We start from the raw sequence: 24,376 nt of genomic DNA on the forward strand, positions 1-24,376 counted from the left end.
GTCCTCCAGGATCTCTCCGGTCGCGGTGTTGACGGCCGGTGCAGACTCGCCCGCTGCGAGTGCGTCCACGATGGATTGTGCCGTAGCGGGACCGATGCCGGGCACAGTTGCGATCTCTTCTGCGCTGGCTTGTCGAAGTTTCTTGACCGAGCCGAATGTCTTGAGCAGAGCCTTGCGCCTGGTCGGACCAAGCCCGCTCACCGGATCGAGCACGCTGTAGATCATCGACTTGCTGCGACGCTGACGGTGATGTGTGATCGCGAACCGGTGTGCCTCGTCGCGAATGCGCTGCAGGAGGTAGAGGCCTTCGCTGGTGCGCGGCATGATCACTGGGTCTGAATCGTTGGGGAGCCAGACCTCCTCGAGCCGCTTGGCGAGACCGCTGAGCGCGACGCCCTCGATGCCGAGCGCATCCATGGCTGCCTTGGCGGCAGTGACCTGTGGCGGGCCGCCGTCCACCACGATCAGCGATGGGGCGTACGCGAATCGGCGCGGTTTGCCTGTGTCTGGATCGATGCCAGGGCCCTCACCGTCGTCGTTCTCTCGTGCCTTCAGGAAACGCTCGAACCGGCGGGTGATGACTTCGTGCATCGCCGCAACATCGCTCTGGCCCTCATGACGGATCGTGAAGCGGCGGTACTCGGACTTGCGAGGCAGTCCGTCCTCGAACACCACCATCGACGCGACGATCTCGGTGCCCTGCAGGTTGGAGATGTCGTAGCACTCGATACGCAGGGGTGCTGTGGGAAGACCAAGCGCCTCCTGGATCTCTTCCAGCGCAAGGCTGCGTGCCGTCAGGTCTGATGACCGCTTCATCTTGTGGCGGATCATCGACTCCTTGGCGTTCTGCTCGACGGTGGCCATCAGGGCTCGCTTGTCACCGCGCCGAGGCACTCTGATCGTCACCGGTCCCCCACGACGTTCACTGAGGAGCTCGGTCACGATGTTGGCATCTGACGGCAGAGAGGGTACGAGCACGTCTCTCGGAATTGCCGACGGGATGGCGTCTTCGTACAAGGTCATCAGCGCACTTTGCACGAGATCGCTGAACGGTGCCTCGTCGGTCTTGTCGGCGACCCACCCGCGCTGACCGCGGATGCGTCCTCCTCGTACGGAGAAGATTTGTACGGCGACCTCAAGCGGGTCGTCAACGAAGCCGAGCACGTCCGCGTCGGTGCCGTCGCCGAGCACGACGGTCTGCTTCTCAAGCACGCGCTGCATTGCTGCGAGGTCGTCGCGCAGCTTGGCGGCGAGCTCGAACTCCTCGGCGTCAGACGCTTCGCGCATGCGCTTCTCGATGCGCTTTGTGAAGCCGGCAGTCTGGCCGCCCATGAACGCGAGGAAGTCGTCGACGATCGCGCGGTGCTCTTCCGCGGACACCCTGCCGACGCACGGGGCAGCGCACTTGCCGATGTCACCGAGCAGGCACGGCCGACCGATCGCCGCGGCACGCCTGAACACGCCCTGGGAGCACGAGCGCATCGGGAACACTCGCAAGAGCGTGTCGACGGTGTCGCGGATCGCCCAGGCGTGACCGTAAGGACCGAAGTAGCGAACACCCTTGCGCTGGGCTCCACGCATGACGGTTACGCGTGGGAACTCTTCACTGACCGTGACCGCGAGCCAGGGATAGGACTTGTCATCGCGGTACTTGACGTTGAATCGCGGGTCGAACTCCTTGATCCAGGAATACTCGAGCGCAAGCGCCTCGACCTCGGTGTCCACGACCGTCCAGTCGACCGAGCTCGCGGTCATCACCATCTGCTGGGTGCGCTGGTGCAGGCCTGATACGTCCTGGAAGTAGGAGCTCAGGCGCGGCCGCAGCGACTTGGCCTTGCCGACATAGATGACCCGGCCCGCGTCATCGCGGAAGCGATAGACGCCTGGCGCAGTGGGGATCTCCCCCTGCGCCGGTCGGTAACTTGCGGGGTCTGCCACACCGCCAGCCTACGAGGTGAGGGCGACAGTCAGTGGTGTGCAGCGCGGCGACGCGGGACCAGATGCATCACCGCGACGACGACAGCGCCCACGACTGCCCCCACGACAGCGGACAACGCCGTGTTGGTGAGCCAGCCGAACACCGCGCCGGCGGAACCGAGGGCATCGTGAACGTGGTGTTCGAGGTCGTGGACGAGCTCGTATGGCCCGTGCCACCCGAGGTCGTCGACACCGACGAGCAGGATGTGGCCACCGACCCACAGCATCGCGACGATGCCGACGGCCGAGATGGTGCCGAGTACCTTCGGCATCGCCCTGACCAGGCCCAGCCCGAACCGCTGGGACGCCGCCGACTTTCGTTGGGCGAGGGAAAGCCCGATGTCGTCCATCTTCACGATGAGTGCGACCACGCCGTAGACCAGCACCGTGATGGCGACCGCGACGACCGCGAGGATCACCATTCGTGACAGGAAGGCCTCATCCGCGACCTCGTTGAGCGCGATGACCATGATCTCGGCCGACAGGATGAAGTCGGTACGGATGGCGCCGGAGACGAGCGTCTTCTCCTGCTCGGGCGTCAGCTCGGACGACTGCGTCTCCTCGGTGGCTGGGCTGTGGCCGGTGACACGCTCGAAGATCTTCTCGGCCCCCTCGTAACAGAGGTAGGTGCCGCCGATCATCAACAGCGGCGTGAGCAAGTCCGGCAGGAACTCGCTCAGCAGCAGTGCCGCAGGAAGGATGAACAGCAGCTTATTGCGCAGGGAGCCGATGGCGATCTTGCGAATCATCGGTAGCTCGCGCTTTGCGGCGACACCCTGCACGTACTGAGGAGTCACGGCAGTGTCGTCAACGACGACTCCCGCGGCCTTGGCACTTGCGCGACCGGCTGCCGCTCCGACGTCATCGACGGACGCAGCCGCCATCTTCGCAAGTACCGCGATGTCGTCGAGCAGTGCCGCAAGTCCTCCAGCCATGTCGAGAGCCTATCTACTGGTCACGAGAGGAGAGGTTTGAGGAACGTACCTGTGTGGCTCGCCGGACTCTCGGCGATGTCCTCGGGGGTGCCCTCCGCGATCAAGAGTCCACCGCCACTGCCGCCCTCGGGTCCCATGTCGATGACCCAGTCGGCGGTCTTGATGACGTCGAGGTTGTGCTCGATGACGATGACCGAGTTGCCGGAGTCGACGATGCGGCCCAGCACGCCGAGCAGCTTGCGGATGTCCTCGAAGTGCAGGCCGGTGGTCGGCTCGTCCAGCACGTAGACCGTACGACCGGTCGAGCGCTTCTGCAGCTCCGCCGACAGCTTGACGCGCTGCGACTCGCCACCGGACAGAGTCGGGGCAGACTGCCCGAGTCGTACGTAGCCAAGCCCCACGTCCACGAGTGTGCGCAGGTGACGTGCAATGACCGGGATCGCCTCAAAGAAGTCGACCGCCTCTTCGATTGGCATGTCGAGCACGTCGGCGACTGTCTTGCCCTTGTAGTGCACCTCGAGGGTCTCGCGGTTGTAGCGCGCGCCGTGACAAACCTCGCACGCAACGTAGACGTCGGGCAGGAAGTTCATCTCGATCTTGATCGTGCCGTCGCCGGCGCACGCCTCGCAGCGGCCACCCTTGACGTTGAACGAGAACCGACCCTGCTGGTAGCCGCGCATCTTCGCTTCGGGTGTCTGCGCGAACAGCTTGCGAACGTGGTCCCAAACGCCTGTGTAGGTCGCCGGGTTGGACCGCGGAGTACGACCGATCGGCGACTGGTCGACGTGGATGACCTTGTCGACCGCATCCAGACCCGTGATGGACCGGTGACGGCCAGGAATCGATCGCGAGCCATAGACCGTACGGGCCAGCTGCTTGTAGAGGATGTCGTTGACCAGGGTCGACTTGCCCGAGCCGGAGACGCCGGTGACAGCAACCAGCATGCCAAGGGGGAACGTGACATCAATGTCCTGGAGGTTGTGCTCCTTCGCACCATGCACTGTCAGCTCGCGGCCCTCGACACGCGGGCGCCGCTTATCTGGCAGCGGGATCGACATACGGCCGGAGAGGTACTTGCCCGTGAGGGAGTCCTTGCTCTCGAGCAGCTCCTTGACCGGTCCGGAAACAATGACCTGTCCCCCGTGCTCGCCGGCGCCGGGACCGATGTCGACGGCCCAGTCAGCGGCACGGATGGTGTCCTCGTCGTGCTCGACGACGATCAGAGTGTTGCCGAGGTCGCGCAGCCGGATCAACGTCTCGATGAGTCGGTGGTTGTCGCGCTGGTGCAGGCCTATGGACGGCTCGTCGAGGACGTAGAGGACGCCGACGAGGCCGGCACCGATCTGGGTCGCGAGACGGATGCGCTGAGCCTCACCGCCCGACAGCGATCCGGCGGCACGGTCGAGCGCGAGGTAGTCGAGGCCGACATCGAGCAGGAAGCGCAGGCGCTCGTTGATCTCCTTGAGGACGCGCTCGCCGATCTGGAGCTCGCGATCGGTCATCTCGAGCGAGCCGAGGTAGGTCGCCGCGTCGGATATCGATAGAGCGCACACCTCGGCGATGTTCTTGGGTCCGAGCTCCTTGGAGTTGAGCTGGACAGCGAGGATCACCGGCTTGAGTCGTGTGCCGCCGCAGGTCGGGCACGGCACTTCACGCATGAAGCCTTCGAGGCGTTCACGATTAGTCTCTGAGTCGGTCTCGTCGTGGCGACGCTCCAGGTAGGTGATCGCGCCTTCGAAAGCCGTGTAGTAGGAGCGCTCGCGGCCGTAGCGGTTCTTGTACTTGACGTGCACCTTCGTCGGATGACCGTGCAGGACCGCCTCGCGTACGTTCTGCGGCAGGTCACCCCATGGAGTGTCGGCGCTGAACTTCAGCTCCTCTGCCAGTGCGCCGATGATGCGTGAGTAGTAGTCCGCGACATGCGCTGACGACCACGGAGACACGGCGCCTTCGTTGAGCGACTTGCTCTCGTCGGGGACGACCAACTCGGGGTCGACCTCCATACGAGTGCCGAGCCCGTGGCACTCAGGGCAGGCGCCGAACGGGGCGTTGAAGGAGAACGACCGCGGCTCCAGCTCGTCGACGGCGAGCGGGTGGTCATTGGGGCACGCGAGCTTCTCGGAGAACCGTCGCGTGCGGTTGGGATCGTCCTCGGCCAGGTCGACGAAGTCGACGATGACGAGACCATCGGCAAGATTGAGCGCAGTCTCGACCGACTCGGTGAGCCGCTGCTGCATCGTGTCCTTGACCTGAAGACGGTCGACCACGACATCGATCGTGTGCTTCTTCTGCTTCTCCAGCTTGGGCGGCTCGTCGGCGAGCATGTGCAGCTCGCCGTCGACGATCGTGCGGCTGAAGCCCTGCGACTGCAGCTGGCGGAACAGCTCGCCGTACTCGCCCTTGCGTCCGCGGATGATCGGGGCAAGGACTTGAAACCGAGTGCCTTCGTCGCCCGACATGATGCGGTCGACGATCTGCTGCGGGGTCTGCCGAGCAATGGGCTCACCACACTCCGGACAGTGCGGTCGTCCGGCGCGGGCATAGAGCAGGCGGAGGTAGTCGTAGACCTCGGTGATGGTGCCGACCGTCGATCGAGGGTTGCGGCTCGTGGACTTCTGGTCGATCGAGACAGCAGGCGACAGACCCTCAATGAAGTCGACGTCAGGCTTGTCCATCTGGCCCAGGAACTGGCGTGCGTACGCCGACAACGACTCGACATAGCGGCGCTGGCCTTCGGCGAAGATCGTGTCGAATGCGAGGGACGACTTGCCCGATCCGGACAGACCCGTGAACACGATGAGCGAGTCTCGTGGGAGGTCGAGAGAGACGTCCTTGAGGTTGTGCTCACGTGCGCCACGGATGACGAGGCGGTCGGTCACTTGTTCCCCTGGGAGGTCGAGATGTGGGCAGTCTGCTGACGGCCACCATCGTAACGACGGGACCTGACAGAAACATTCCGAAAGGTGCGGTCCGACACAGCGTTGTGGACTCGTATGCTCCCCTGCATGACGTACACAGGTGAGGTCGAGGTCGGCGGTCCAGCGGATGTCCAGGAAGCCGGTGACCTGCAGATCACGAAAGTCGCTGTCGGCGGGATGTCGAACAACGCCTACCTGCTCAAGTGCAACCTCACCGGCGAACAGGCTCTGATCGACGCAGCAGACGAAGCCGACACCCTGCTCGCGCTTGCCGGCGATGGCGGGCTCGCCCGGGTTATCACCACCCACCAGCATTTCGATCACTGGCAAGCGCTTGAAGCCGTCATCAATGCGACGGGCGCCGAGACTGTCGCTGGTGAGGAGGACGCCGACGCACTCCCGGTCACGGTTGACGTACGTGTGCAGACCGGCGCGCGTGTCCGAGTCGGCTCGTGCGAGCTCGAGGTCATCGGCATCGTCGGCCACACGCCGGGCTCGATCGCCCTCGCGTACGACGACCCGGACGGCATCGTTCACCTGTTCACGGGTGACTCACTGTTCCCGGGCGGCGTCGGAAACACCTTCGGCGACGCCGAGGCCTTCGTGAGCCTGATCAACGATGTCGAGTCCAAGCTCTTCGACCGCTTCCCAGATGACACGCACTTCTACCCCGGGCACGGCAACGACTCGACGCTCGGGGTCGAGCGCCCTCACCTCGCCGAATGGCGCGAACGGGGTTGGTGATCCGTGGACACCACAGCGACCGTTGTCGACACGGTCATGACACTTGCCAACGTCGCGATGTTCGCCGTGGTCGATGTCCTGAGCTTCCGACGCAGCCGCCTGTTGAGCCGCTACCCGATCTGGCGCAGTGTCATGATCGGTGCCGTTGCGGGCATCTTCTGGGTGCTCTGGGCGATCGTATCGTGGGTCAATCGTGCGCAGATCGCTCGCGAGTGGGACATGTACCGAGCCGAGGAGTCCTCTAGAACGTGACAGGGAGCTCGTCGACGCCGTACACGAATGACAGCTGACGGAAGGTCAGCTCGTTCTGCGGCTTCGCCAGAGCGAGATCCGGGAAGCGCTGGAAGAGTTTGGGTAGCGCGATGCGCAGCTCCATACGGGCGAGTTCGGCGCCGATGCAGCGGTGGATGCCATGCCCGAAGGCCAGGTGACCGCTTTCGGGCACGCGGTAGGGGTCGAACTCGTCGGGGCGCTCCCCCACGACCTCGGGGTCACGATTGGCGCCGCTCAGCGATGCGAGCACAACATCGCCGGCCTTGACCTTCTTGCCGAACAGCAACATGTCCTGCTTGGCGAAGCGCGGGAAGGCGACCTGCACGACCGACAGGTAGCGGAGCAGCTCCTCAACGACCCGGTCAACATCCTCGGGTGAACCATTGCGGATCAGTTCTGCATACTCCGGATCGCGCAACAGCACGATCGTTCCGAGCGCGATCATGCCTGCGGTGGTCTCAAAGCCGCCCGTGAACACGCCATCAGCCAGTCCGGCCAAGTCCACGTCGGAGATCTGGTCTCCCTCGTCGATCAGGATTTGGCCGATGAGTCCCGGGCCAGGATCCTTCCGCTGCTTTGCAACCGCGGCGAACAGGAATTCCCGCTGCTCCGACACCGCACCAAACGCTGCTGCACCACCGTTGGTGGCATCGAAGCGCGCGCTGCCGAGCTTTTCGAACGCGTCACGATCCTCGTAGTCGAGCCCAAGCAGGGCGCAGATCGTCTGAAACGGGATCGGGAAGGCAAGGTGCTTCGCGAGGTCTGCACCTGAGCCTTCGGCGGCCAGCGCGTCGAGCTGTGTGTCGACAATTCCGCTGATCATCGGCTCCAAGCGCGCGAGGCGGCGCATCGTGAACTCCGGCGTGACGATCTTGCGGAGACGCGTGTGCAGCGGCGGATCGGTGAACCCGAGTCCGCCAATGTCGTCTGACGTCGCCGGGCCATCACCGTGGAACATGTGGCGGATGTCGTTGGAGTAGGAGTCACGGTCCGTCAGGATGCGTCGCGATTCTTCATACCCGGTCACCAAGTAGATGTTGAAGTTGAAGGGAAGCTTGAGGCGGTGCATCGGCGTTGTCTTGCGAATCTCTGCGATGCGGGGCACAGGATCGAGCCCAACTCGTTGCAGCGGCACCTTGGTCTTCTCTGGAATGAACGAGATGCGTGAAAGGTCGATGCCCTTCCTCTGGATGCGTCGCACGACAAGCTTGCCGACCCATCCGGCGATGCGAGCTCTGACCTGAATCACGGAGTTGAAACTACACGGAGCACTTGCGACCGACGGACAAGCGGTAAAGGGTGAGGTCATATGCGTGGACTTCCCCGCGTATGACAGGGGGTAGCAGCATGAGCGTCGACACAGCAGACAGCGGACAACAGGGCACGACTCTTCGCAGGGTGATGGGCCCCAAGCTCCTGTTGCTGTTCATCGTCGGCGACATTCTCGGCACTGGCGTGTACGCGCTCACTGGCCAGGTCGCCGCAGAAGTCGGCGGCGCAGCGTGGATTCCGTTCCTCGTAGCGTTCATCGTCGCGACGTTGACGGCGTTCTCCTACCTCGAGCTCGTCACCAAGTATCCCCAAGCCGCCGGTGCAGCGCTCTACGTGCACAAGGCATTCGGCGTTCACTTCTTCACGTTCATCGTCGCTTTCGCGGTGATGTGCTCCGGCATCACGTCGGCCTCCACGGCCTCACGTGCCTTTGCCGCCAACCTGGCGACTGGCATCGAGTGGGAGGCTTCCAACACCCAGATCATGCTGATCGCCCTTGCATTCATGGCCCTCGTCATGGCTATCAACCTTCGAGGCGTCAGCGAGAGCGTCAAGGCCAACGTCGTGCTGACGCTGGTCGAGCTTTCCGGACTCCTCATCGTGATCCTGATCGGTTTCTACGCCATCGGCGATGCGGACTTCAGCCGCGCGGTCGCCTTCGACACTCCCGATGACAAGAACGTCTTCCTCGCCGTCACCACGGCGACGTCGCTGGCGTTCTTCGCGATGGTCGGATTCGAGGACTCGGTGAACATGGCCGAGGAATGCCACGAGCCCCACAAGATCTTCCCCAAGATGATGCTCACGGGACTCGGCATCACTGGCGTCATCTACATTCTCGTGTCGATCTTCGCTGTCGGACTCGTGCCCGTCGGCGAGCTCGCGGCGAGTGACACGCCGCTGGTTGAGGTCGTCAAGGCTGGGGCGCCGGACTTCCCGATGGACAAGATCCTGCCGTTCATCTCCATGTTTGCGGTCGCCAACTCGGCATTGATCAACATGATGATGGCCAGCCGACTCCTCTACGGAATGTCGCGACAGGGCGTGCTGCCCAAGTCGCTGGCAAAGGTTCACAAGAAGAACCGCACTCCGTGGGCTGCCATCCTCTTCACGACGGCGCTTTCGTTCGGGCTGATTGCGTACGTTTCCAACGCCAGCGACGACGCCATTGCAGTGCTCGGCGGAACGACTTCGCTGCTACTGCTCGGCGTCTTCGCTGTCGTCAACGTCGCGGTGCTGATCCTGCGCAACGACCGGGTCGAGCACTCCCACTTCCGAACGAAGACATGGATCGCAGTCGCCGGTGCGATCGCGTGTCTGTACCTCGTGACTCCGCTGTCAGGCCGCGACGGCGAGCAGTACGAGGTCGCCGGGATCCTTCTCGGCATCGGACTCGTGCTTTCCGTGCCGATCTACCTGTACCGACGTAGCCAGGGCGAAGACCTCGAGATCACCGATCCCGAGGACATCCCGCCGCACAAGATTCCATGATCATCATCGCTGGGTGGATCACGGTCGACCCGGACGGCCGAAACGAGTACCTCGAGGGCTGTGTGGCCGTGGTCGAGCAGGCACGCACCGCGCTCGGCTGCCTGGAATTCACGATCAGCGCCGACATCGTGGAAGACTCGCGAATCAACGTCTACGAGCGCTGGCAGTCAGAGGCAGACCTGATGACGTTTCGGCAGTCAGGTCCCGACGACCAACAGCAGGTCGCCATCCGGGACGCTTCGGTGCGCAGGTACGAGGTTGTGTCTGAAGGTCCTGCCTAGTCGTTCTTGGCTGCTTCGCGTTCGCGTCGACTCGACACCGTGAGGCTCACGATGGCGGTGATCGAGAGGATTGCCACGATCACGCCGAGGCTCAACAGTGTCGGGATCTCGGGTACGTCGAGGTGCTTGCCGTCGTTGATGAACGGCAGCTCGTTGGTGTGCAGCGCGTGCAGAACGAGCTTGACGCCGATGAACGCCAACAGGACGGCGAGTCCCTGCGACAGGTAGATGAGTTTCTTGAGCAGGTCGCCCAGCAGGAAGTAGAGCTGTCGAAGTCCCATCAGCGCGAAGACGTTGGCCGTGAAGACGAGGTAGGGCTCCTGAGTGAGGCCGTAGATCGCCGGGATCGAATCAAGCGCGAACAGCAGGTCGGTCGTACCGAGCGACAGGATGACCAGGAACATTGGTGTGATGTACGTCTTCTTGTTGTCCTTGATGAACAGCTTGAGACCGTGCCACTCGTTCTTGGTGTTGAAGAACCGGCGGGCGAAGCGGACCACACCGTTCTCGCCGTCATCGTCGTGTTCGGTGTCCTTGGCGAGGGTCCATGCGGTCCACAGGAGGAACGCGCCGAAGATGTAGAAGACCCACGAGAAGTTGTTGATCGCGACCGCGCCGAGCGCGATGAAGATGCCGCGGAACACCAGCGCGATGATGATGCCGACCAGGAGCGCTTCCTGCTGAAGCTTCCTGGGCACCTTGAAGCTCGCCATGATGATCAAGAAGATGAACAAGTTGTCGATCGACAAGCTGTACTCGGTGAGCCAGCCCGCAAAGAACTGCAGGCCGAAGTCGCCGCCCTTTTCGGGTACGTCGTGATAGGCCGTGACCCAGATCCCGAAGGCGATCGCCATGCTGACGTAGATGCCCAGATAGATCGCGCACTCCCTGAGCGTGGGCTCATGGGGTTTGCGAGCGACGACAACAACATCGAACAGCAGGACTGCGACGGTGACGCCGATCGTCACGAGCCATTCGGTCTGTGAAACCGACATGCTGACGTTGTCTGTTGTGGCTTGGGCTAGGTACACGCGAGTCCTCCGGTCAGAGCCGGAGGTCTCTTCCGCCGCCGATGCGGCCCACAACACCGGGTGACTGCTGGGAACCACCGTGATGACGACGCTGTGATCGGGGAATACTCCCCTCCGCGACACATTGTTGCAGCCGTCTGATCAGAGCACAGCGTCGACTGCACTGATCTCGAACCACGTCGAGCGTGGCCATGGACCGTGCGGTTCCAGTTCAGGGTGGCCGAACGCGTCAGCCGGCGCAGTCTGCGGCTCGACGCACACTGTGTGGACTGGGATGTCGTAGACAACCCACCACGGCGCAGACGAGGACAAGCTGACGGACAGCGCGTTGGGCCAGGTCAGGACTGGCGCACCGTCGAAGTGGAAGCAGTCGTCCCAGGGCCCCGGCGTTGGATTGATGAGCTGTCCGGTCGGCAAGGCATCGTCCCCTCTCTCAACCATCGCATCCGGGTCGAAGGTCAGCGCGACGTCGCCGCCCACGTCGAGGCGCCTGCGGAACCACGGATGCAGGCCGATCGAGCATGGAAGGTCGGTACCGTCGTCCCAGCTGAGCGTCGTACGGATGCCGCCAGGGAGCAGCTCGTAGGTCAAGGACGCGAGACCCGATGTCGGCCAGGGCGCGCCGATTTCGCACTGGTAGGCGCCGTCGCCAGTGCGTTCCCACGCGACGTCTCGGCCCAGCCCGTGAATCGCATTGCCGTCCTTGGCCAACGGAAGCTGATGCGTCACACCGTCGACAGTGAGCAGCCCGTCGCGTATGCGTCCGGCCCACGGAACCATCGGGAAGCTGCCTTCGTCGGCGAGCAGTTCGTGACCGTCAATGATCAAGGAGGTCAGCCGGGCACCACGAGATGGATCGATCGCCGCTTGCACACGGCCGTTGTCGAGGACGTCAGTCACGCAAGCATTGTGTCGCACGGTGGTCGAGTGTTCGCGAGGGACGAGCGAACGTATCGAGACCAGCCCTAGACGCCGGCCTGGAGCATGCTGCGTAGCTCCTTCTTGAGATCACCAATCTCGTCGCGAAGACGCGCGGCAACCTCGAACTGCAGCTCGGCAGCCGCCGCTCGCATCTGCTCGCTGAGCTGCTCGATGAGGTCGGCCAGCTCTCCCGACGGGAGGTTGGCGAGATCTGCCGTGTGCTGACCCAGCGGCACGGGCGCTCCCCTGCGGCGGTGATCACCCGTGGCAGCGAGTAGCTTCTCGGTGTCGGCATCCTCACGAGCAAGCATGTCGGTGATGTCACCGATCTTCTTGCGCAACGGTGTCGGATCGATGTTGTTGGCGGTGTTGTAGGCGACCTGCTTGGCACGGCGCCGGTTGGTCTCCTCGATCGCGGTCCCCATCGAGTCGGTGATGCGATCGGCGTACATGATGACCTGGCCGGAGACGTTGCGAGCTGCACGTCCGATCGTCTGGATCAGCGAGCGGCCGGATCGCAGGAAGCCTTCCTTGTCGGCGTCGAGGATCGCCACCAGGCTGACCTCAGGAAGGTCTAGTCCCTCGCGGAGCAGGTTGATGCCGACCAACACGTCGTACTCGCCCATGCGCAGCTCACGCAGCAGCTCCACACGCCGCAGGGTGTCGACCTCGCTATGGAGGTAGCGAGTGCGGATGCCGGCCTCGAGGAGGTAGTCGGTCAAGTCTTCGGACATCTTCTTGGTCAGAGTCGTGACGAGCACTCTCTCGTTGCGCTCGACTCGCAGTCGGATCTGACCAATCAAATCGTCGATCTGGCCCTTGGTCGGCTTGACGATGACTTCAGGGTCGACCAGTCCGGTCGGACGGATGATCTGTTCGACGACGTCGTCCTTGACCTTCTCCATCTCGTAGGTGCCCGGCGTCGCCGACAGGTAGACCGTCTGACCGATGCGTTCGAGGAACTCATTCCACTTGAGTGGGCGGTTGTCCATCGCACTTGGCAGTCGGAAACCGTGCTCGACCAGTGAGCGCTTGCGTGACATGTCGCCTTCGTACATCGCGCCGATCTGCGGAATCGTCACGTGCGACTCGTCGACGACGAGCATGAAGTCCTCGGGGAAGTAGTCGAGGAGACAGTTGGGCGCCGACCCTGCGACGCGGCCATCCATGTGGCGCGAGTAGTTCTCGATGCCAGCGCAGGTGCCGATCTGCTCCATCATCTCGATGTCGTAGGTCGTACGCATGCGGAGCCGTTGCGCCTCGAGGAGCTTGCCCTCGCCCTCAAGCTCTGCGAGCCGTTCTTCGAGCTCAACGCCGATCGTCTGGATCGCGCGCTTCATGACGTCGTTGCCGGCGGCGTAGTGCGTTGCAGCACCGACGAACAGCTCCTGGTCCTCGCTCAACACCTCGCCGGTCAGCGGGTGGAGCGTCATCAGCCGTTCGATCTCGTCGCCGAAGAACTCCACGCGTACGGCCATCTCTTGGTAGACCGGGAAGATCTCGATCGTGTCGCCCTTGACCCGGAAGGTGCCACGGGTAGACGCAACGTCATTGCGGACGTATTGAGCCTGCACGAGAGTGCGCAGCAGCTGCTCCCGCGGGAGCTGCTCGCCGACCTTGAAGCCGATCATGCGGTTGAGGTATTCCTGCGCCGATCCCAGACCGTAGATGCAGGACACCGACGCAACCACGATGACATCGCGACGAGTGAGCAACGACCAGGTGGCCGAGTGGCGAAGCCGCTCAACCTCCTCGTTGACCGAGGAGTCCTTCTCGATATAGGTGTCGCTCTGGGCAATGTAGGCCTCAGGTTGGTAGTAGTCGTAGTAGGAGACGAAGTACTCGACCGCGTTGTTGGGGAACAGGTCGCGGAGCTCGGTCGCGAACTGCGACGCCAGGGTCTTGTTGGGCATGATCACCAACGTCGGGCGCTGCAGTCGTTCGGTCAGCCAGGCGACCGTCGCCGTCTTGCCGGTGCCGGTCGCTCCCATCAGCACGACGTCCTGCTCACCGGCGTTGATGCGGCGCTCAAGATCGTTGATCGCCGCCGGCTGGTCGCCACCCGGCGAGAAGTCGGATACGACCTCAAATGGCGCCACTTGACGGCGCAGCTCAGACACGGACCTCATAGACATTGAGCGTACGTGGTGGCACCGACAAGACCTCTAGGATGACTGTCATGCCTGCCACGCAGCGCCGCGCAGAGCGCAAGCGCGAAATCCTCGACGCAACCCGTGCGCTTTTCGACGAGCGCGGCGTACGCGACGCCCAGATTGAGGACATCGCCCAGGCAGTCGGGATCAACCGAGCGATCATCTATCGACACTTCTCCGGCAAGGAGGAGCTGTTCGCGTTGACACTGGTCGACTACCTCGCTGAGCTCGATCAGGCTTTGGCTGCGGCAGACGACCTCAGCGCGTCCCCCTCGGCGCGACTTGAGGCAATCACCGACGCGTTCCTCGACTTCGGATCTGCGCTTCCTGCCTTCGTCGACTGCGCACAGGCGCTGCTGCGACGACGCGGCGACGAGCTGCTCGAAGAGGTCAGCGAGTCGGTCATGCTCAAGCTCGGCGTGGGCATGACCTCATGCCTGTCCCACGTCGTACGCGTGCTCGAAGCGGGCGCCGCGACGGGTGAGTTCCACGTACGTGACCCGTACCTGCTCGCCAACATCTTCTACACGCAGGCGCTCGGGGTGCTCAACCTCGCGACGTTGCAGCTCTCCGTACGCGGCGAGAACCCCGGCTTGCCTGCGGTCGACGCTGTGCCGTTCGACGAGGTCAAGGCCTACCTGCAGCGCGGCGCCGTGGCAATGGCCAGAGGCGACGCGCAACCCCGCGATTTGTGACGAACACAGCGTTTCGCTGAAGCGGAAGCGCCGTGAGTGTCACAAATCGCGGAGGAATCAAGCCTCGAGGATGGCGACGACGCCCTGGCCGCCGGCTGCACAGATCGAGATCAGACCGCGGCCTGTGCCCTTCTCGTTCAGCAGCTTGGCGAGGTTCGCAATGATGCGGCCGCCGGTTGCCGCGAACGGGTGAGCCGTCGCGAGCGATGAACCCTTGACATTGAGCTTCGACCGGTCGATCGAGCCGAGCGGCTTGTCGAGGCCGAGCTTCTGCTTGCAGAAGTCCGCGTCTTCCCACGCCGCGAGCGTCGTCAGCACCTGGCCGGCGAACGCCTCGTGGATCTCGTAGAAGTCGAAGTCCTGCAACGTGAGGCCCTGGCGCTCGAGCATGCGCGGCACGGCGTAAGCAGGGGCCATCAGCAGGCCCTCGGCGCCGGACACGTAATCGACCGCAGCGGTCTCGTAGTCGACGAAGTACGCGAGCGGGGTCCAACCGTGCTTCTTGGCCTCGTCGTCCGATGCCAGCAGCACAGCGGACGCGCCGTCGGAGAGCGGCGTCGAGTTGCCTGCGGTCATCGTGGCGCCTTCGCCGCGACCAAATACCGGCTTGAGCTTGGCCAGCTTCTCGACCGTCGAGTCGGGACGCAGGTTGTTGTCCTTTTCGACTCCGAGGAACGGCGTGACCAGGTCGTTCTGCCAGCCCTCGTCATACGACGTGGCGAGGTTGTGGTGCGACGCCGCGGCGAGCTCATCCTGCGCTTCGCGGGTGATGCCCCACTCAAGAGTCGTGATGGCCTGGCTGTCACCCATCGACAGTCCGGTTCGCGGCTCTGAGTTGCGGGGCTGATCGGGCGCCAGATGCCCCGGTCGGATCTTGGCGAGAGCCGCGAGGCGACCCTTGTTGTCCTTGGCGCGGTTGGCCTCGAGCAGGATCTTGCGGAGCTTGTCGCCGACCGCGAGGGGCGCGTCCGACGTCGTGTCGGTGCCGCCGGCGATACCGGACTCGATCTTGCCGAGGGCGATCTTGTTGGCGACGAGGATGGCCGCCTGTATGCCGGTGTCACATGCCTGCTGGACGTCGAACGCAGGAGTGTCGGGCGAGAGCTTGGAGCCCAGGACCGTCTCGCGAGCGAGGTTGAAGTCGCGGCTGTGCTTGAGCACGGCGCCAGCTGCGAACTCACCGACGCGCTCACCCTCAAGGCCGAAACGCGCCACGAGTCCATCGAGAGCTGCGGTGAGCATCTCCTGGTTGGAAGCGCTGATGTAGACGGTGTTCGAGCGGGCGAACGGAATGCGGTTGCCGCCGATCACGGCAACCCGTCGTACCGTCTGCGTTCCCGTGACTTCTGCGGCCTTCGCCGTCACATCGGCAACGGTGTCCGCAACCGATTCTGCGGCCTTCTTGGCTGCTGTCTTCTTGGCCGGTGTCTCCGCCATGGCGGTCTCCTCAGGTCTTCTCAGTGTTCGTCTTCGAGTTGTCTGAACGTGACGAGCGCCGCATACCCTGTTGGTGGACTGGCGCTGACTGACGACGTTACAGTTTCAAACGGCAATCCAGATACCCACGGTATCCGAGAGATAGGACACACCCAGCCATGACCGAGCGCAGCGAGGGAATCAACAACACAGGTGCCATGCTGGCGCCTCACCATCGTGGGGTGCGCCACAGCCGTGCGTTCCTTGAGGAGGCGGCGGCATGACTGACCGTTACCAGTCGCTCGCGCACAACCCGATCGGCAAGTTCGTCGTCAACAGCCTGGGTCTCCCGAACCCACCTGTGCTGGAGCGCTGGAAGGAAGGCGATCCGCTGGTCAAAGGAACCGTCCTCATCGGCTCCGCCAAGGGCGGCACGCTCGGCTCGAAGCTCAACGCCACCCTGAAGGCCAGTGGCATCTCTGCGGTCGGTGTACGCGCCGACGGCAAGCGCTACAAGGCCCTCGTCTTTGACGCCACCGGCATCCCTGACACCGCAGGTCTCGCCGAAATGCAGCAGTTCTTCACGCCTGCTCTTCGCAGCCTCGAGAGCTCAGGCCGCCTGATCGTCATCGGCACACTGCCTGACCAGGCAAGCACCGAGACCGCAGCAATCGCGCAGCGCGCACTCGAAGGTTTCGTACGCTCCGCGGGCAAGGAAGTCGGCGGCAACGGAAGCACTGCCAACCTCGTGTATGTCGGCGCAGGCGCGGAAGACGCGCTCGGGTCGACGCTGGAGTTCCTCCTCTCCCCCAAGTCAGCATTCGTCTCTGGCCAGGTCATCCGCCTCGGCCTCACCGAGCTCGTCGCAGCTGATTCGTACGACCCCGCCAAGCCGCTGGCCGGCAAGGTTGCACTGATCACGGGCGCTTCGCGTGGTCTGGGTGCCGCGATGGCGCGCACCCTGCACCGTGACGGCGCAACGATCGTCGGTCTTGACGTCCCCCAGCTCTCCAGCGAGCTCGATGCCGTGATGGCAGAGCTCGGTGGAACATCGATCGCCGAGGACATCACCGCCGACGACGCACCGAAGGTCATCGCCAAGGCCATCAAGGACGCTCACGGTCGCGTCGACATCGTGGTCCACAACGCGGGCATCACCCGCGACAAGCGCCTCAAGAACATGAAGACCGAGAACTGGAACCTCGTGATCGACATCAGCGTCGGCGCGCCGCAGCGCATCACCGCTGAGCTGCTCAAGCAGAAGCTCCTGGGCAAGGGCGGTCGCGTCATCGGTATCTCGTCGATCGCCGGCATTGCGGGCAACAACGGTCAGACGAGCTATGGCACCGCCAAAGCCGGCGTCATCGGCTTCGTCAACGACCTGTCGAAGCGGGTCGCCAAGGACGGCATCACGGTCAACGCAATCGCTCCGGGCTTCATCGAGACCGACATGGTCAAGACGATGCCGCTCGGTATCCGCGAGGCTGGCCGCCGACTGAGCTCGGTGTCGCAGGGCGGACTTCCGATCGATGTCGCCGAGGCGATTGCCTGGTACGCCAACCCCGGATCGTCAGCGATCTCGGGCAACACGGTCCGCGTCTGCGGCCAGGCTCTGATCGGCGCCTGAAATGACGACGACTCGTACGTTCAGCAAGGCTCCATCGACACTGCCGATGATGCTCAAGGCGGTCCTGCCGGCGCTTCCGGTCATCGGCGGGCTGCCCGGTGTCAAGCACGCCAAGGGCTCGGTTCCTGACCTGGTGCTCGAGCGCGCCGGTGTCACGACCGACCGCGCGCACCTCGACGCGTACAACGAGGTGTGCGGATTCCCTCGCGGCGACACCTTGCCGGCGACCTATCCGCACATGGCGGCGTTCGGGCTGCACATGAACCTCATGACCGACACGGCGTTCCCGTTCGCGCCAATGGGCTTGGTGCACCTGCGCAACAGCATCACGCAGCACCGGCCCATCGGCGTCGATGAGACCTTCGACGTGTCCGTTCGCGCCTCGGATCTACGTACACATCCCAAGGGCTCGCTGGTCGACCTGATCACCGAGATCCGGATCGACGGAACCATCGTGTGGGATGAAGTCACCACGTTGTTCTCCCGCCACAAGGGAGGTGCTGCAGAAAAGACGGCCGCCCCGTTGGCCGGCGTTGAGGCACCCAGCGGCGTCGTCCACTGGAAGCTCTCCGGCGACCTCGGGCGTCGCTACGGCGCCGTCTCGGGTGATCGCAACCCGATCCACCTTTACCCCGTGACCGCCAAGGCGTTCGGCTTCCCAACCAACATCGCCCACGGCATGTGGACGCTCGCCCGCAGCCTGTCAGCGCTGCAGAACAAGCTGCCTGACGCCTTCACGGCTGAAGTCGAGTTTCGCAAGCCGATCTTCCTGCCTGGCACCGTCGTCTTCGGCTCCGACGCCAGTGACAAGGGGATCGAGTTTGGCGTCAAGGGATCCAAGAAACCCGTGACGCACCTCGTTGGACGGATTGTTACCGCCTCGTAACTCTAAGTTGCACCCCGTCGTTTATGTCATGACGACTCTGGAGGGATTCCGTTGACCACCCGACGCTTTGCACGCCTGCTCGCGCTCCTCGCTTCACTCACCCTCGTCGGCGGCATGCTGACGTTCACCACAGCCTCGGCGGCGACGACGTGGAAGCCGCGCCCCGAGCAGTACCCCAACACTGTGGTCGAGAAGGATGTCGCGATCCCGATGTCCGACGGCGTCATCCTGCGCGGAGACGTCGTACGGCCCGCCGACGCGTCAGGCCAGGCGATCACCAAGCGACTCCCAGTCATCGTGACAATCACGGCGTACAACAAGACGGCCCTCAGTTCAGCCGGCGGACTCGGCGGCACCCCGGCCGACTACCTCGTGAAGCGCGGCTACGTCCAGCTCACCGTTGACGCTCGCGGCACCGGAAGCTCTGAAGGCATCTGGCGTGCTTTCGACGCTCGCGAGAACAAGGACGGCGGCGAGATCATGACGTGGGCGCACTCGCCTGCGCGCCCGTGGAGCAACGGCATCACCGGTATGAGCGGACCGTCCTACATGGGCATCAGCCAGCTGTGGGCCGCTGCCGCCAACCCTCCCGGCCTCAAGGCGATCTTCCCGCAGGTTCCCGGCGCCGACGTCTACCGGGACGTCGTCGCCTCCGGCGGACAGCTCGATGTCGGCTTCATCCCGTTGTGGCTCGGTCTGGTCACGGCTACCGGTTTGATACCTCCGGCCGTCGGAGCAACCGATCCCCAATCCGCCATCACCGAACTGTTGAACCACCTGACCGGCGCCGCTACGTTCACCGCACCCCTCCTGGTGCAGGCGCTTGGCGGCGGCGATCCCGCTTACGACGGAGCGTTCTACAAAGAGCGCTCGGTGATCAACGTGATCAACAAGGTCAAGGTCCCGGCATTCTTCGTCTCCGGCGAGTACGACCTGTTCCAGCGCGGCACTCCCCTGCTGTTCGAAAACCTCAACAAGCGCAAGGTCCCGACCAAGCTGGTCATCGGCCCGTGGGACCACCTGCAGGCATCGGGCGGCACGGGTTTCGAGAAGGCCGGCTATGGCTCGCTCGCAGAGGCTCAGCTGCGTTGGTTCGACCGTTACCTCAAGGGCAAAGCGGACACGGGGCTGCACAGCGACATCGCCAACCTGACGTACTACGAACAGGGCACCGGGAAGTGGGTCAGGGACACGAAGTGGATCGGCTCGTCGCTGGAAGGCGCGAAGCTCAAGGTGAGCGGTTCATCCAAGACCGGCGGCGCGCCAGGCGGCATCACGTCCGGCGCCCGCGTCGACGGCACCTCGGACATCTACCCCATCCCGGTTCAGGGTCTCTGCACGCGATCGGCAAACCAGTGGACTGCCGGCGTCCCCAACCTGCTGCTGGCAAGCCTGCCCTGCTTCACGGACAACCAGTACAACGACAAGCTCGGCGCGGTCTTCTCGACCAAGCCACTGGCCAAGTCAGTCACACTGCAGGGTCCGATCAACGCTCGCCTCTACACGTCGAGCATGGGTGGTGACGGCATGCTGTCCGTCGCGATCGAGGACGAGGCCCCAGACGGCACCGTCAGCCGCCTTTCCGGCGGTTGGCAGGTCATCTCGCACCGTGCACTCGACACCACGAAGTCGCGCTACCTCGACAACGTGCTGATCCAGCCGTACCACCCGTTCACCAAGGCTGCTCAGAAGAAGCTCGCGAGCGGTCAGGTCGCACCGATCGACGTCGAGATCTTCCCCACGCGGGCCAAGATCCTGCCGGGTCACAAGCTCCGCATCTCGGTGCAGGCATTCGATGTCCCGCACCTGCTGCCCACGTTGCCGGACCTGCTCGGTGTGCTGACGGTCCTCACGGTCCACAGCTCGGCGAAGTACCCGTCGACGATCAACTTCCCCAGCGTTGGAACACTGCCGACTGTCAAGTAGTCGAAGGCGGCACCGGTTCAGTCGCGCGGCTTGACGGGTCGGATCAGACCCTCTTGCGCCACGGTGGCGACGAGAGTGCCGTCCTGGGCGAAAACCCGGGCAGTGCTCAACCCTCGGGCGCCAGACGCAGACGGTGACTTCTGGTCATACAGGAGCCATTCGTCGACCTTCATCGGGTGGTGGAACCAGATGACGTGGTCAATGGAGGCTGCCTGAACGTCGGGCTGACCGATGAACACACCATGCGGCAGAAGTGAGGCGCCCAGGAGGCTGAAGTCGCTGATGTACGTGAACGCCGCGTTGTGAATGGCCGGCGACGCAGGAAGCTCGCCATTCGCACGGAACCACAGTCGCTGCACAACTGGCACGAGCTCGCGTTGCGGGTCGTCCTCGGCGCGATTGTCGCCGACGTACCTGAGATCGAATGACGCCCACTCGTTCTCCCAGATGTCGACGCCTTCCTGACCGCGCGTGTTGATCAGCTCGATCAGTGGCGTTGAATCCTCCGGCGGCGGCACGTCAGGCATCGAGTCCTGATGGTTGAACCCTTCTTCCTCCACCTGGAACGAAGCGGTCATGTAGAAGATGATGGCGCCGTGTTGGCGCGCGGCCACTCGACGAGTCGTGAACGAACGACCATCACGAATCTTCTCGACGTCGTACACGATCGGGATGCTCGGGTCGCCACCGAGAATGAAGTAGATGTGCAGCGAATGCACTGACCGATCCTCGGGCACTGTCAGCTGAGCCGCCATCAATGCCTGCGCGGCCACCTGGCCGCCGAAGACTCGTGTCATCGACGACAACTCGGGCTGCGAACCTCGATAGAGGTCCACCTCCAGCTGTTCGAGCTCGAGCAGGCCGACTACTTCACTCAGGGATCCAGGCACACGCAGAGCCTAGCGTTTGGTCAGCCCTGGTCGTTCTTGCGCTGACGCGCAAGGAACTGCTCGAACTGGTCAGCCAGCTCGTCACCGCTCGGAAGCTCTTCGTCGCTGGCCAGCAGGGACTCGGCAGCGCCCCGCGTGAACGCGTCGTACTGCTCCTCGAGACCTGACAGGACTTCGTTGCCACCCTGCTGCTCGATCTGCTCCTCGATCTCCGCAATCGCTTCGTTCTGTCGCGAACGCAGGTCGTCGACGTCGATGCTGAGGCCCGTTCGGTCCACGAGCGCATCAATCAGGGCAATCGCTGCAGGCGGGTAGTCAATGCCAGCGAGGTAGTGAGGCACGTGCACGACGTAGCCCGCCGCATCATGGCCCCACTGACCAAGGCGGAACTCCAGCAACGACTGCGCCGACGACGGAACTGTGACCTGGGCCGACCAGAGATTCTTGCGATCGACCAGCTCGGGGCGGGTGCCATGAGCGGTGATCATCGGCGGACGGGTGTGCGGAACCCCCATCGGTACGGCACCGAGGCCGAGTGTCAGCGGGACTCCAAGGTCTTCGATGACCTCATGTGTCTCGGCGATGAACGCCTCCCACGCGAAGTCAGGCTCAGGACCGGCGAGCAGCAAGTAGGGGGTGTCGTTGGCGTCGTGCTCCAGAACGATCTGCAGCGTCGGTTCGGCGTACTCGACGTAGCGGTCCTCGCTGAACGCGATCATCGGCCGGCGCGCGCGGTAATCGAACATCGAGTCGAGGTCGAACTCGTGCATGATCTTGCCGTTGCCGGAGCGGAGCTGGTTGGCGGCGAGCCGCGACGCGGATCCTGCACCGAGGAACCCGTCCAGGGCATGGATGAGTACAGGTCCGGTGCCACGTCCCTTGTCAGGATTGTCGGCAGCGGACTTACGGTTGCGCGAGTTCCAGGCCACGATCAGTTCAACTACTCACGGCTTGGTGGTATTCCGGGCGAAGGCGGCCACGGTGTCATCGGCGATCGCTTGCGGGGTGAGGCCGAGACGCTCAAGGATGACGTCCCGCTTGGCGTGGTCGAGGAACTCCTGCTCGACACCGTGCACCCGGATCGGTGTCAGGAGGTCGGCATCGCGAACGGCCTGCGTGTAAGCGGAACCAACCCCGCCATGACGGCCGTTGTCCTCGATCGTCACGACCAACGCGTAGTCCGCCGCCAGCTGTACGAGCGCGGGATCGATCGGCTTGACCCAGCGTGGATCGACCACGGTGACGCCGTGACCCGCCGCGCGAACCAGGTCCGCGGCCGCCGCACCGAGATGGCCGAAGGCGCCGACCGCAATGACCAGGACGTCCTTGACCTCGTCACGGGACAGCACGTCGTACGTGTCGACGCGCTCGATCGCCGGGAGGTCGTCGCACACTGCGCCCTTGGAGAAGCGCACCACGCTCGGAGCGTCCTCGATGTCGACCGCTTCGCGAAGCAGTTCGCGAAGTTGGACACCGTCGCGAGGGGATGCGAGGTGAAGGCCAGGCACCATCTGCATCAACGACATGTCCCACATGCCGTTGTGGCTGGCACCGTCATCGCCCGTCACTCCCGCACGGTCGAGCACGAAGGTCACTCCGCACTTGTGCAAAGCCACATCGAGGAGCACCTGGTCGAATGCACGATTGAGGAAGGTCGCATAGACAGCAACGACCGGATGGAGGCCGCCCATGGCGAGGCCGGCCGCGCTGGTGACCGCGTGCTGCTCGGCGATGCCGACATCGAACACCCGGTCGGGGAACTTGTCGGCGAAGGCATCGAGGCCCACCGGGTAGAGCATTGCCGCGGTGATTGCCACGACGTCAGGGCGCTCATCGGCGATGCGTACGATCTCGTCGCGGAACACCGAGGTCCACCCTGCCGGTGCGACGTTGACGGCTTCACCGGTCTGCACGTCGAACGGGTTGGCTTGGTGCATCTGGTCGTTCTCATTGGCGACCGCGATGTCATAGCCCTGGCCCTTGGTGGTTAGCACGTGCACCAGCACAGGGCCACCGAACTTCTTGGCAGCCGTGAGCGCGCGCTCGACGGCGGGACGGTCGTGACCGTCGACCGGGCCTATGTACTTGAGCCCGAGGTCCTCGAACATTCCCTGCGGTGCCAGAGCGTCCTTGACACCCTTCTTGATCGCGTGGAGCGCTTCGTACGTGGCCGGCCCCACTCGACGGGAACGATTGAGTCGATCCTTGATGGCGCCCAGAGCCGGCTCATAGCGCGGATTGGTGCGAATTTCGGTCAATCTATTCGCAAGTCCGCCAACGGTCGGGGTATACGACCTCCCATTGTCATTCACCACTACGACGAGTCGGCGATCGTTGTCAGCCGCGATGTTGTTGAGGGCTTCCCACGCCATGCCGCCGGTTAGGGCGCCATCACCGATTACGGCGACGACATGGTCGTCCTTGCCGAGCAGGTGATTGGCCTTGGCCATGCCATCGGCGTACGACAGGCTTGTCGACGCATGCGAATTCTCGACCCAGTCGTGCTCGGACTCAGCGCGGCTCGGATAGCCGGACAGGCCGCCCTCGCGTCGCAGTTCACCGAACTGGCTCGCACGGCCGGTCAGCATCTTGTGCACGTATGCCTGGTGGCCCGTGTCCCAGACGACTCGATCGTTGGGTGATTCGAACACCCGGTGGATCGCGATGCCCAGCTCGACCACGCCGAGATTGGGTCCCAGGTGACCACCGTTGGAGGCCACCGAAGAGATGAGCAGCTCACGAATCTCGGTCGCAAGATGGCTGAGCGCTGCTTCATCGAGTCCGCGCAGATCGGCGGGCCCGGTCAGATTCGCAAGTACATCCTGCTGCGCGTCGGCCATTGGGTCAGTCTATCGAGTCGCCCTTGTCCTGCGCAGTCAGGAACTCCTCGATCAGGTCGGCCAATATCTCCGGCTGCTCAACCGTGCTGGAATGCCCGCA

Annotated in this window: 19 protein-coding genes; 8 read left to right on the forward strand and 11 right to left on the reverse strand. The window is 63.8% G+C overall.

Annotation, left to right across the window (positions count from 1 at the left end; genetic code table 11):
* The 3 genes from uvrC to uvrA all read right to left on the reverse strand — a co-directional run.
* The coding region (uvrC, locus tag V6M39_RS13670) for an excinuclease ABC subunit UvrC (RefSeq protein ID WP_332644367.1) at positions 1-1,938 on the reverse strand (1,938 nt) is incomplete at its 3' end.
* A gap of 29 nt (positions 1,939-1,967) precedes the next feature.
* On the reverse strand, positions 1,968-2,912 hold the full coding sequence (locus V6M39_RS13675) for a DUF808 domain-containing protein (protein ID WP_332644368.1): 945 nt from the start codon (positions 2,910-2,912) through the stop codon (positions 1,968-1,970).
* Positions 2,913-2,932: 20 nt separating this feature from the next.
* Positions 2,933-5,791, reverse strand: coding sequence for an excinuclease ABC subunit UvrA (gene uvrA, locus V6M39_RS13680; RefSeq protein ID WP_332644369.1), 2,859 nt, complete (start codon positions 5,789-5,791; stop codon positions 2,933-2,935).
* Between the two features lie 126 nt (positions 5,792-5,917).
* On the opposite strand from uvrA, the gene V6M39_RS13685 reads away from it, so the two are divergent.
* Positions 5,918-6,574: an MBL fold metallo-hydrolase gene (locus V6M39_RS13685; protein WP_332644370.1), complete on the forward strand. Its 657-nt coding sequence runs from the start codon at positions 5,918-5,920 to the stop codon at positions 6,572-6,574.
* A 3-nt stretch (positions 6,575-6,577) separates the two neighbouring features.
* Positions 6,578-6,826, forward strand: coding sequence for a hypothetical protein (locus V6M39_RS13690; protein WP_332644371.1), 249 nt, complete (start codon positions 6,578-6,580; stop codon positions 6,824-6,826).
* Here the strand turns inward: V6M39_RS13690 and V6M39_RS13695 are convergent.
* Complete coding sequence (locus tag V6M39_RS13695; protein WP_332644372.1) at positions 6,816-8,096, reverse strand: cytochrome P450; 1,281 nt, start codon at positions 8,094-8,096, stop codon at positions 6,816-6,818. The genes V6M39_RS13690 and V6M39_RS13695 overlap by 11 nt on opposite strands.
* A gap of 98 nt (positions 8,097-8,194) precedes the next feature.
* On the opposite strand from V6M39_RS13695, the gene V6M39_RS13700 reads away from it, so the two are divergent.
* Both V6M39_RS13700 and V6M39_RS13705 read left to right on the forward strand, forming a co-directional pair.
* Positions 8,195-9,610, forward strand: a complete 1,416-nt coding sequence (locus V6M39_RS13700; RefSeq protein ID WP_332644373.1) for an APC family permease — start codon at positions 8,195-8,197, stop codon at positions 9,608-9,610.
* A complete protein-coding gene (locus V6M39_RS13705; protein ID WP_332644374.1) occupies positions 9,607-9,891 on the forward strand; it encodes a putative quinol monooxygenase in 285 nt (94 codons plus the stop codon). Before V6M39_RS13700 ends, V6M39_RS13705 begins: the two co-directional genes overlap by 4 nt.
* On the opposite strand, the gene V6M39_RS13710 is transcribed toward V6M39_RS13705, so the two are convergent.
* From V6M39_RS13710 to uvrB, 3 genes are all read right to left on the reverse strand, one after another.
* Positions 9,888-10,886, reverse strand: coding sequence for a TerC family protein (locus V6M39_RS13710; RefSeq protein ID WP_332644375.1), 999 nt, complete (start codon positions 10,884-10,886; stop codon positions 9,888-9,890). The two genes, V6M39_RS13705 and V6M39_RS13710, sit on opposite strands and share 4 nt — an antisense overlap.
* A gap of 177 nt (positions 10,887-11,063) precedes the next feature.
* Positions 11,064-11,822 (reverse strand): aldose 1-epimerase, encoded by a 759-nt coding sequence (locus V6M39_RS13715; protein ID WP_332644376.1) that lies wholly within the window; start codon positions 11,820-11,822, stop codon positions 11,064-11,066.
* 65 nt (positions 11,823-11,887) lie between these two features.
* The gene (uvrB, locus tag V6M39_RS13720; protein ID WP_332644377.1) at positions 11,888-13,972 is read right to left on the reverse strand and encodes an excinuclease ABC subunit UvrB; all 2,085 of its coding nucleotides are present in this window, start codon (positions 13,970-13,972) and stop codon (positions 11,888-11,890) included.
* 50 nt (positions 13,973-14,022) lie between these two features.
* On the opposite strand from uvrB, the gene V6M39_RS13725 reads away from it, so the two are divergent.
* On the forward strand, positions 14,023-14,691 hold the full coding sequence (locus V6M39_RS13725; RefSeq protein WP_332644378.1) for a TetR/AcrR family transcriptional regulator: 669 nt from the start codon (positions 14,023-14,025) through the stop codon (positions 14,689-14,691).
* Positions 14,692-14,748: 57 nt separating this feature from the next.
* On the opposite strand, the gene V6M39_RS13730 is transcribed toward V6M39_RS13725, so the two are convergent.
* Positions 14,749-16,128, reverse strand: coding sequence for an acetyl-CoA C-acetyltransferase (locus V6M39_RS13730; RefSeq protein ID WP_332644379.1), 1,380 nt, complete (start codon positions 16,126-16,128; stop codon positions 14,749-14,751).
* A 259-nt stretch (positions 16,129-16,387) separates the two neighbouring features.
* Here V6M39_RS13730 and V6M39_RS13735 point away from each other — a divergent pair, with 259 nt between their 5' ends.
* Genes V6M39_RS13735 through V6M39_RS13745 form a run of 3 tightly spaced genes read left to right on the forward strand, consistent with a single transcriptional unit; the run spans position 16,388 to position 20,546 of the window.
* Complete coding sequence (locus V6M39_RS13735; RefSeq protein ID WP_332644380.1) at positions 16,388-17,734, forward strand: 3-oxoacyl-ACP reductase; 1,347 nt, start codon at positions 16,388-16,390, stop codon at positions 17,732-17,734.
* A 1-nt stretch (position 17,735) separates the two neighbouring features.
* On the forward strand, positions 17,736-18,620 hold the full coding sequence (locus V6M39_RS13740) for a MaoC family dehydratase (RefSeq protein WP_332644381.1): 885 nt from the start codon (positions 17,736-17,738) through the stop codon (positions 18,618-18,620).
* A gap of 51 nt (positions 18,621-18,671) precedes the next feature.
* The gene (locus V6M39_RS13745; RefSeq protein WP_332644382.1) at positions 18,672-20,546 is read left to right on the forward strand and encodes a CocE/NonD family hydrolase; all 1,875 of its coding nucleotides are present in this window, start codon (positions 18,672-18,674) and stop codon (positions 20,544-20,546) included.
* 17 nt (positions 20,547-20,563) lie between these two features.
* Here the strand turns inward: V6M39_RS13745 and V6M39_RS13750 are convergent, their stop codons facing one another.
* From V6M39_RS13750 to dxs, 3 genes are read right to left on the reverse strand one after another with little or no spacing between them, the layout of a single operon-like run.
* A complete protein-coding gene (locus V6M39_RS13750; RefSeq protein WP_332644383.1) occupies positions 20,564-21,436 on the reverse strand; it encodes an acyl-CoA thioesterase in 873 nt (290 codons plus the stop codon).
* Positions 21,437-21,456: 20 nt separating this feature from the next.
* A complete protein-coding gene (locus V6M39_RS13755) occupies positions 21,457-22,365 on the reverse strand; it encodes a PAC2 family protein (protein WP_332644384.1) in 909 nt (302 codons plus the stop codon).
* A gap of 15 nt (positions 22,366-22,380) precedes the next feature.
* Complete coding sequence (gene dxs, locus V6M39_RS13760) at positions 22,381-24,276, reverse strand: 1-deoxy-D-xylulose-5-phosphate synthase (protein WP_332644385.1); 1,896 nt, start codon at positions 24,274-24,276, stop codon at positions 22,381-22,383.
* Between the last annotated feature and the right edge of the window lie 100 nt (positions 24,277-24,376).

This window comes from Aeromicrobium sp. (assembly GCF_036675695.1).
GTDB lineage: Bacteria > Actinomycetota > Actinomycetes > Propionibacteriales > Nocardioidaceae > Aeromicrobium.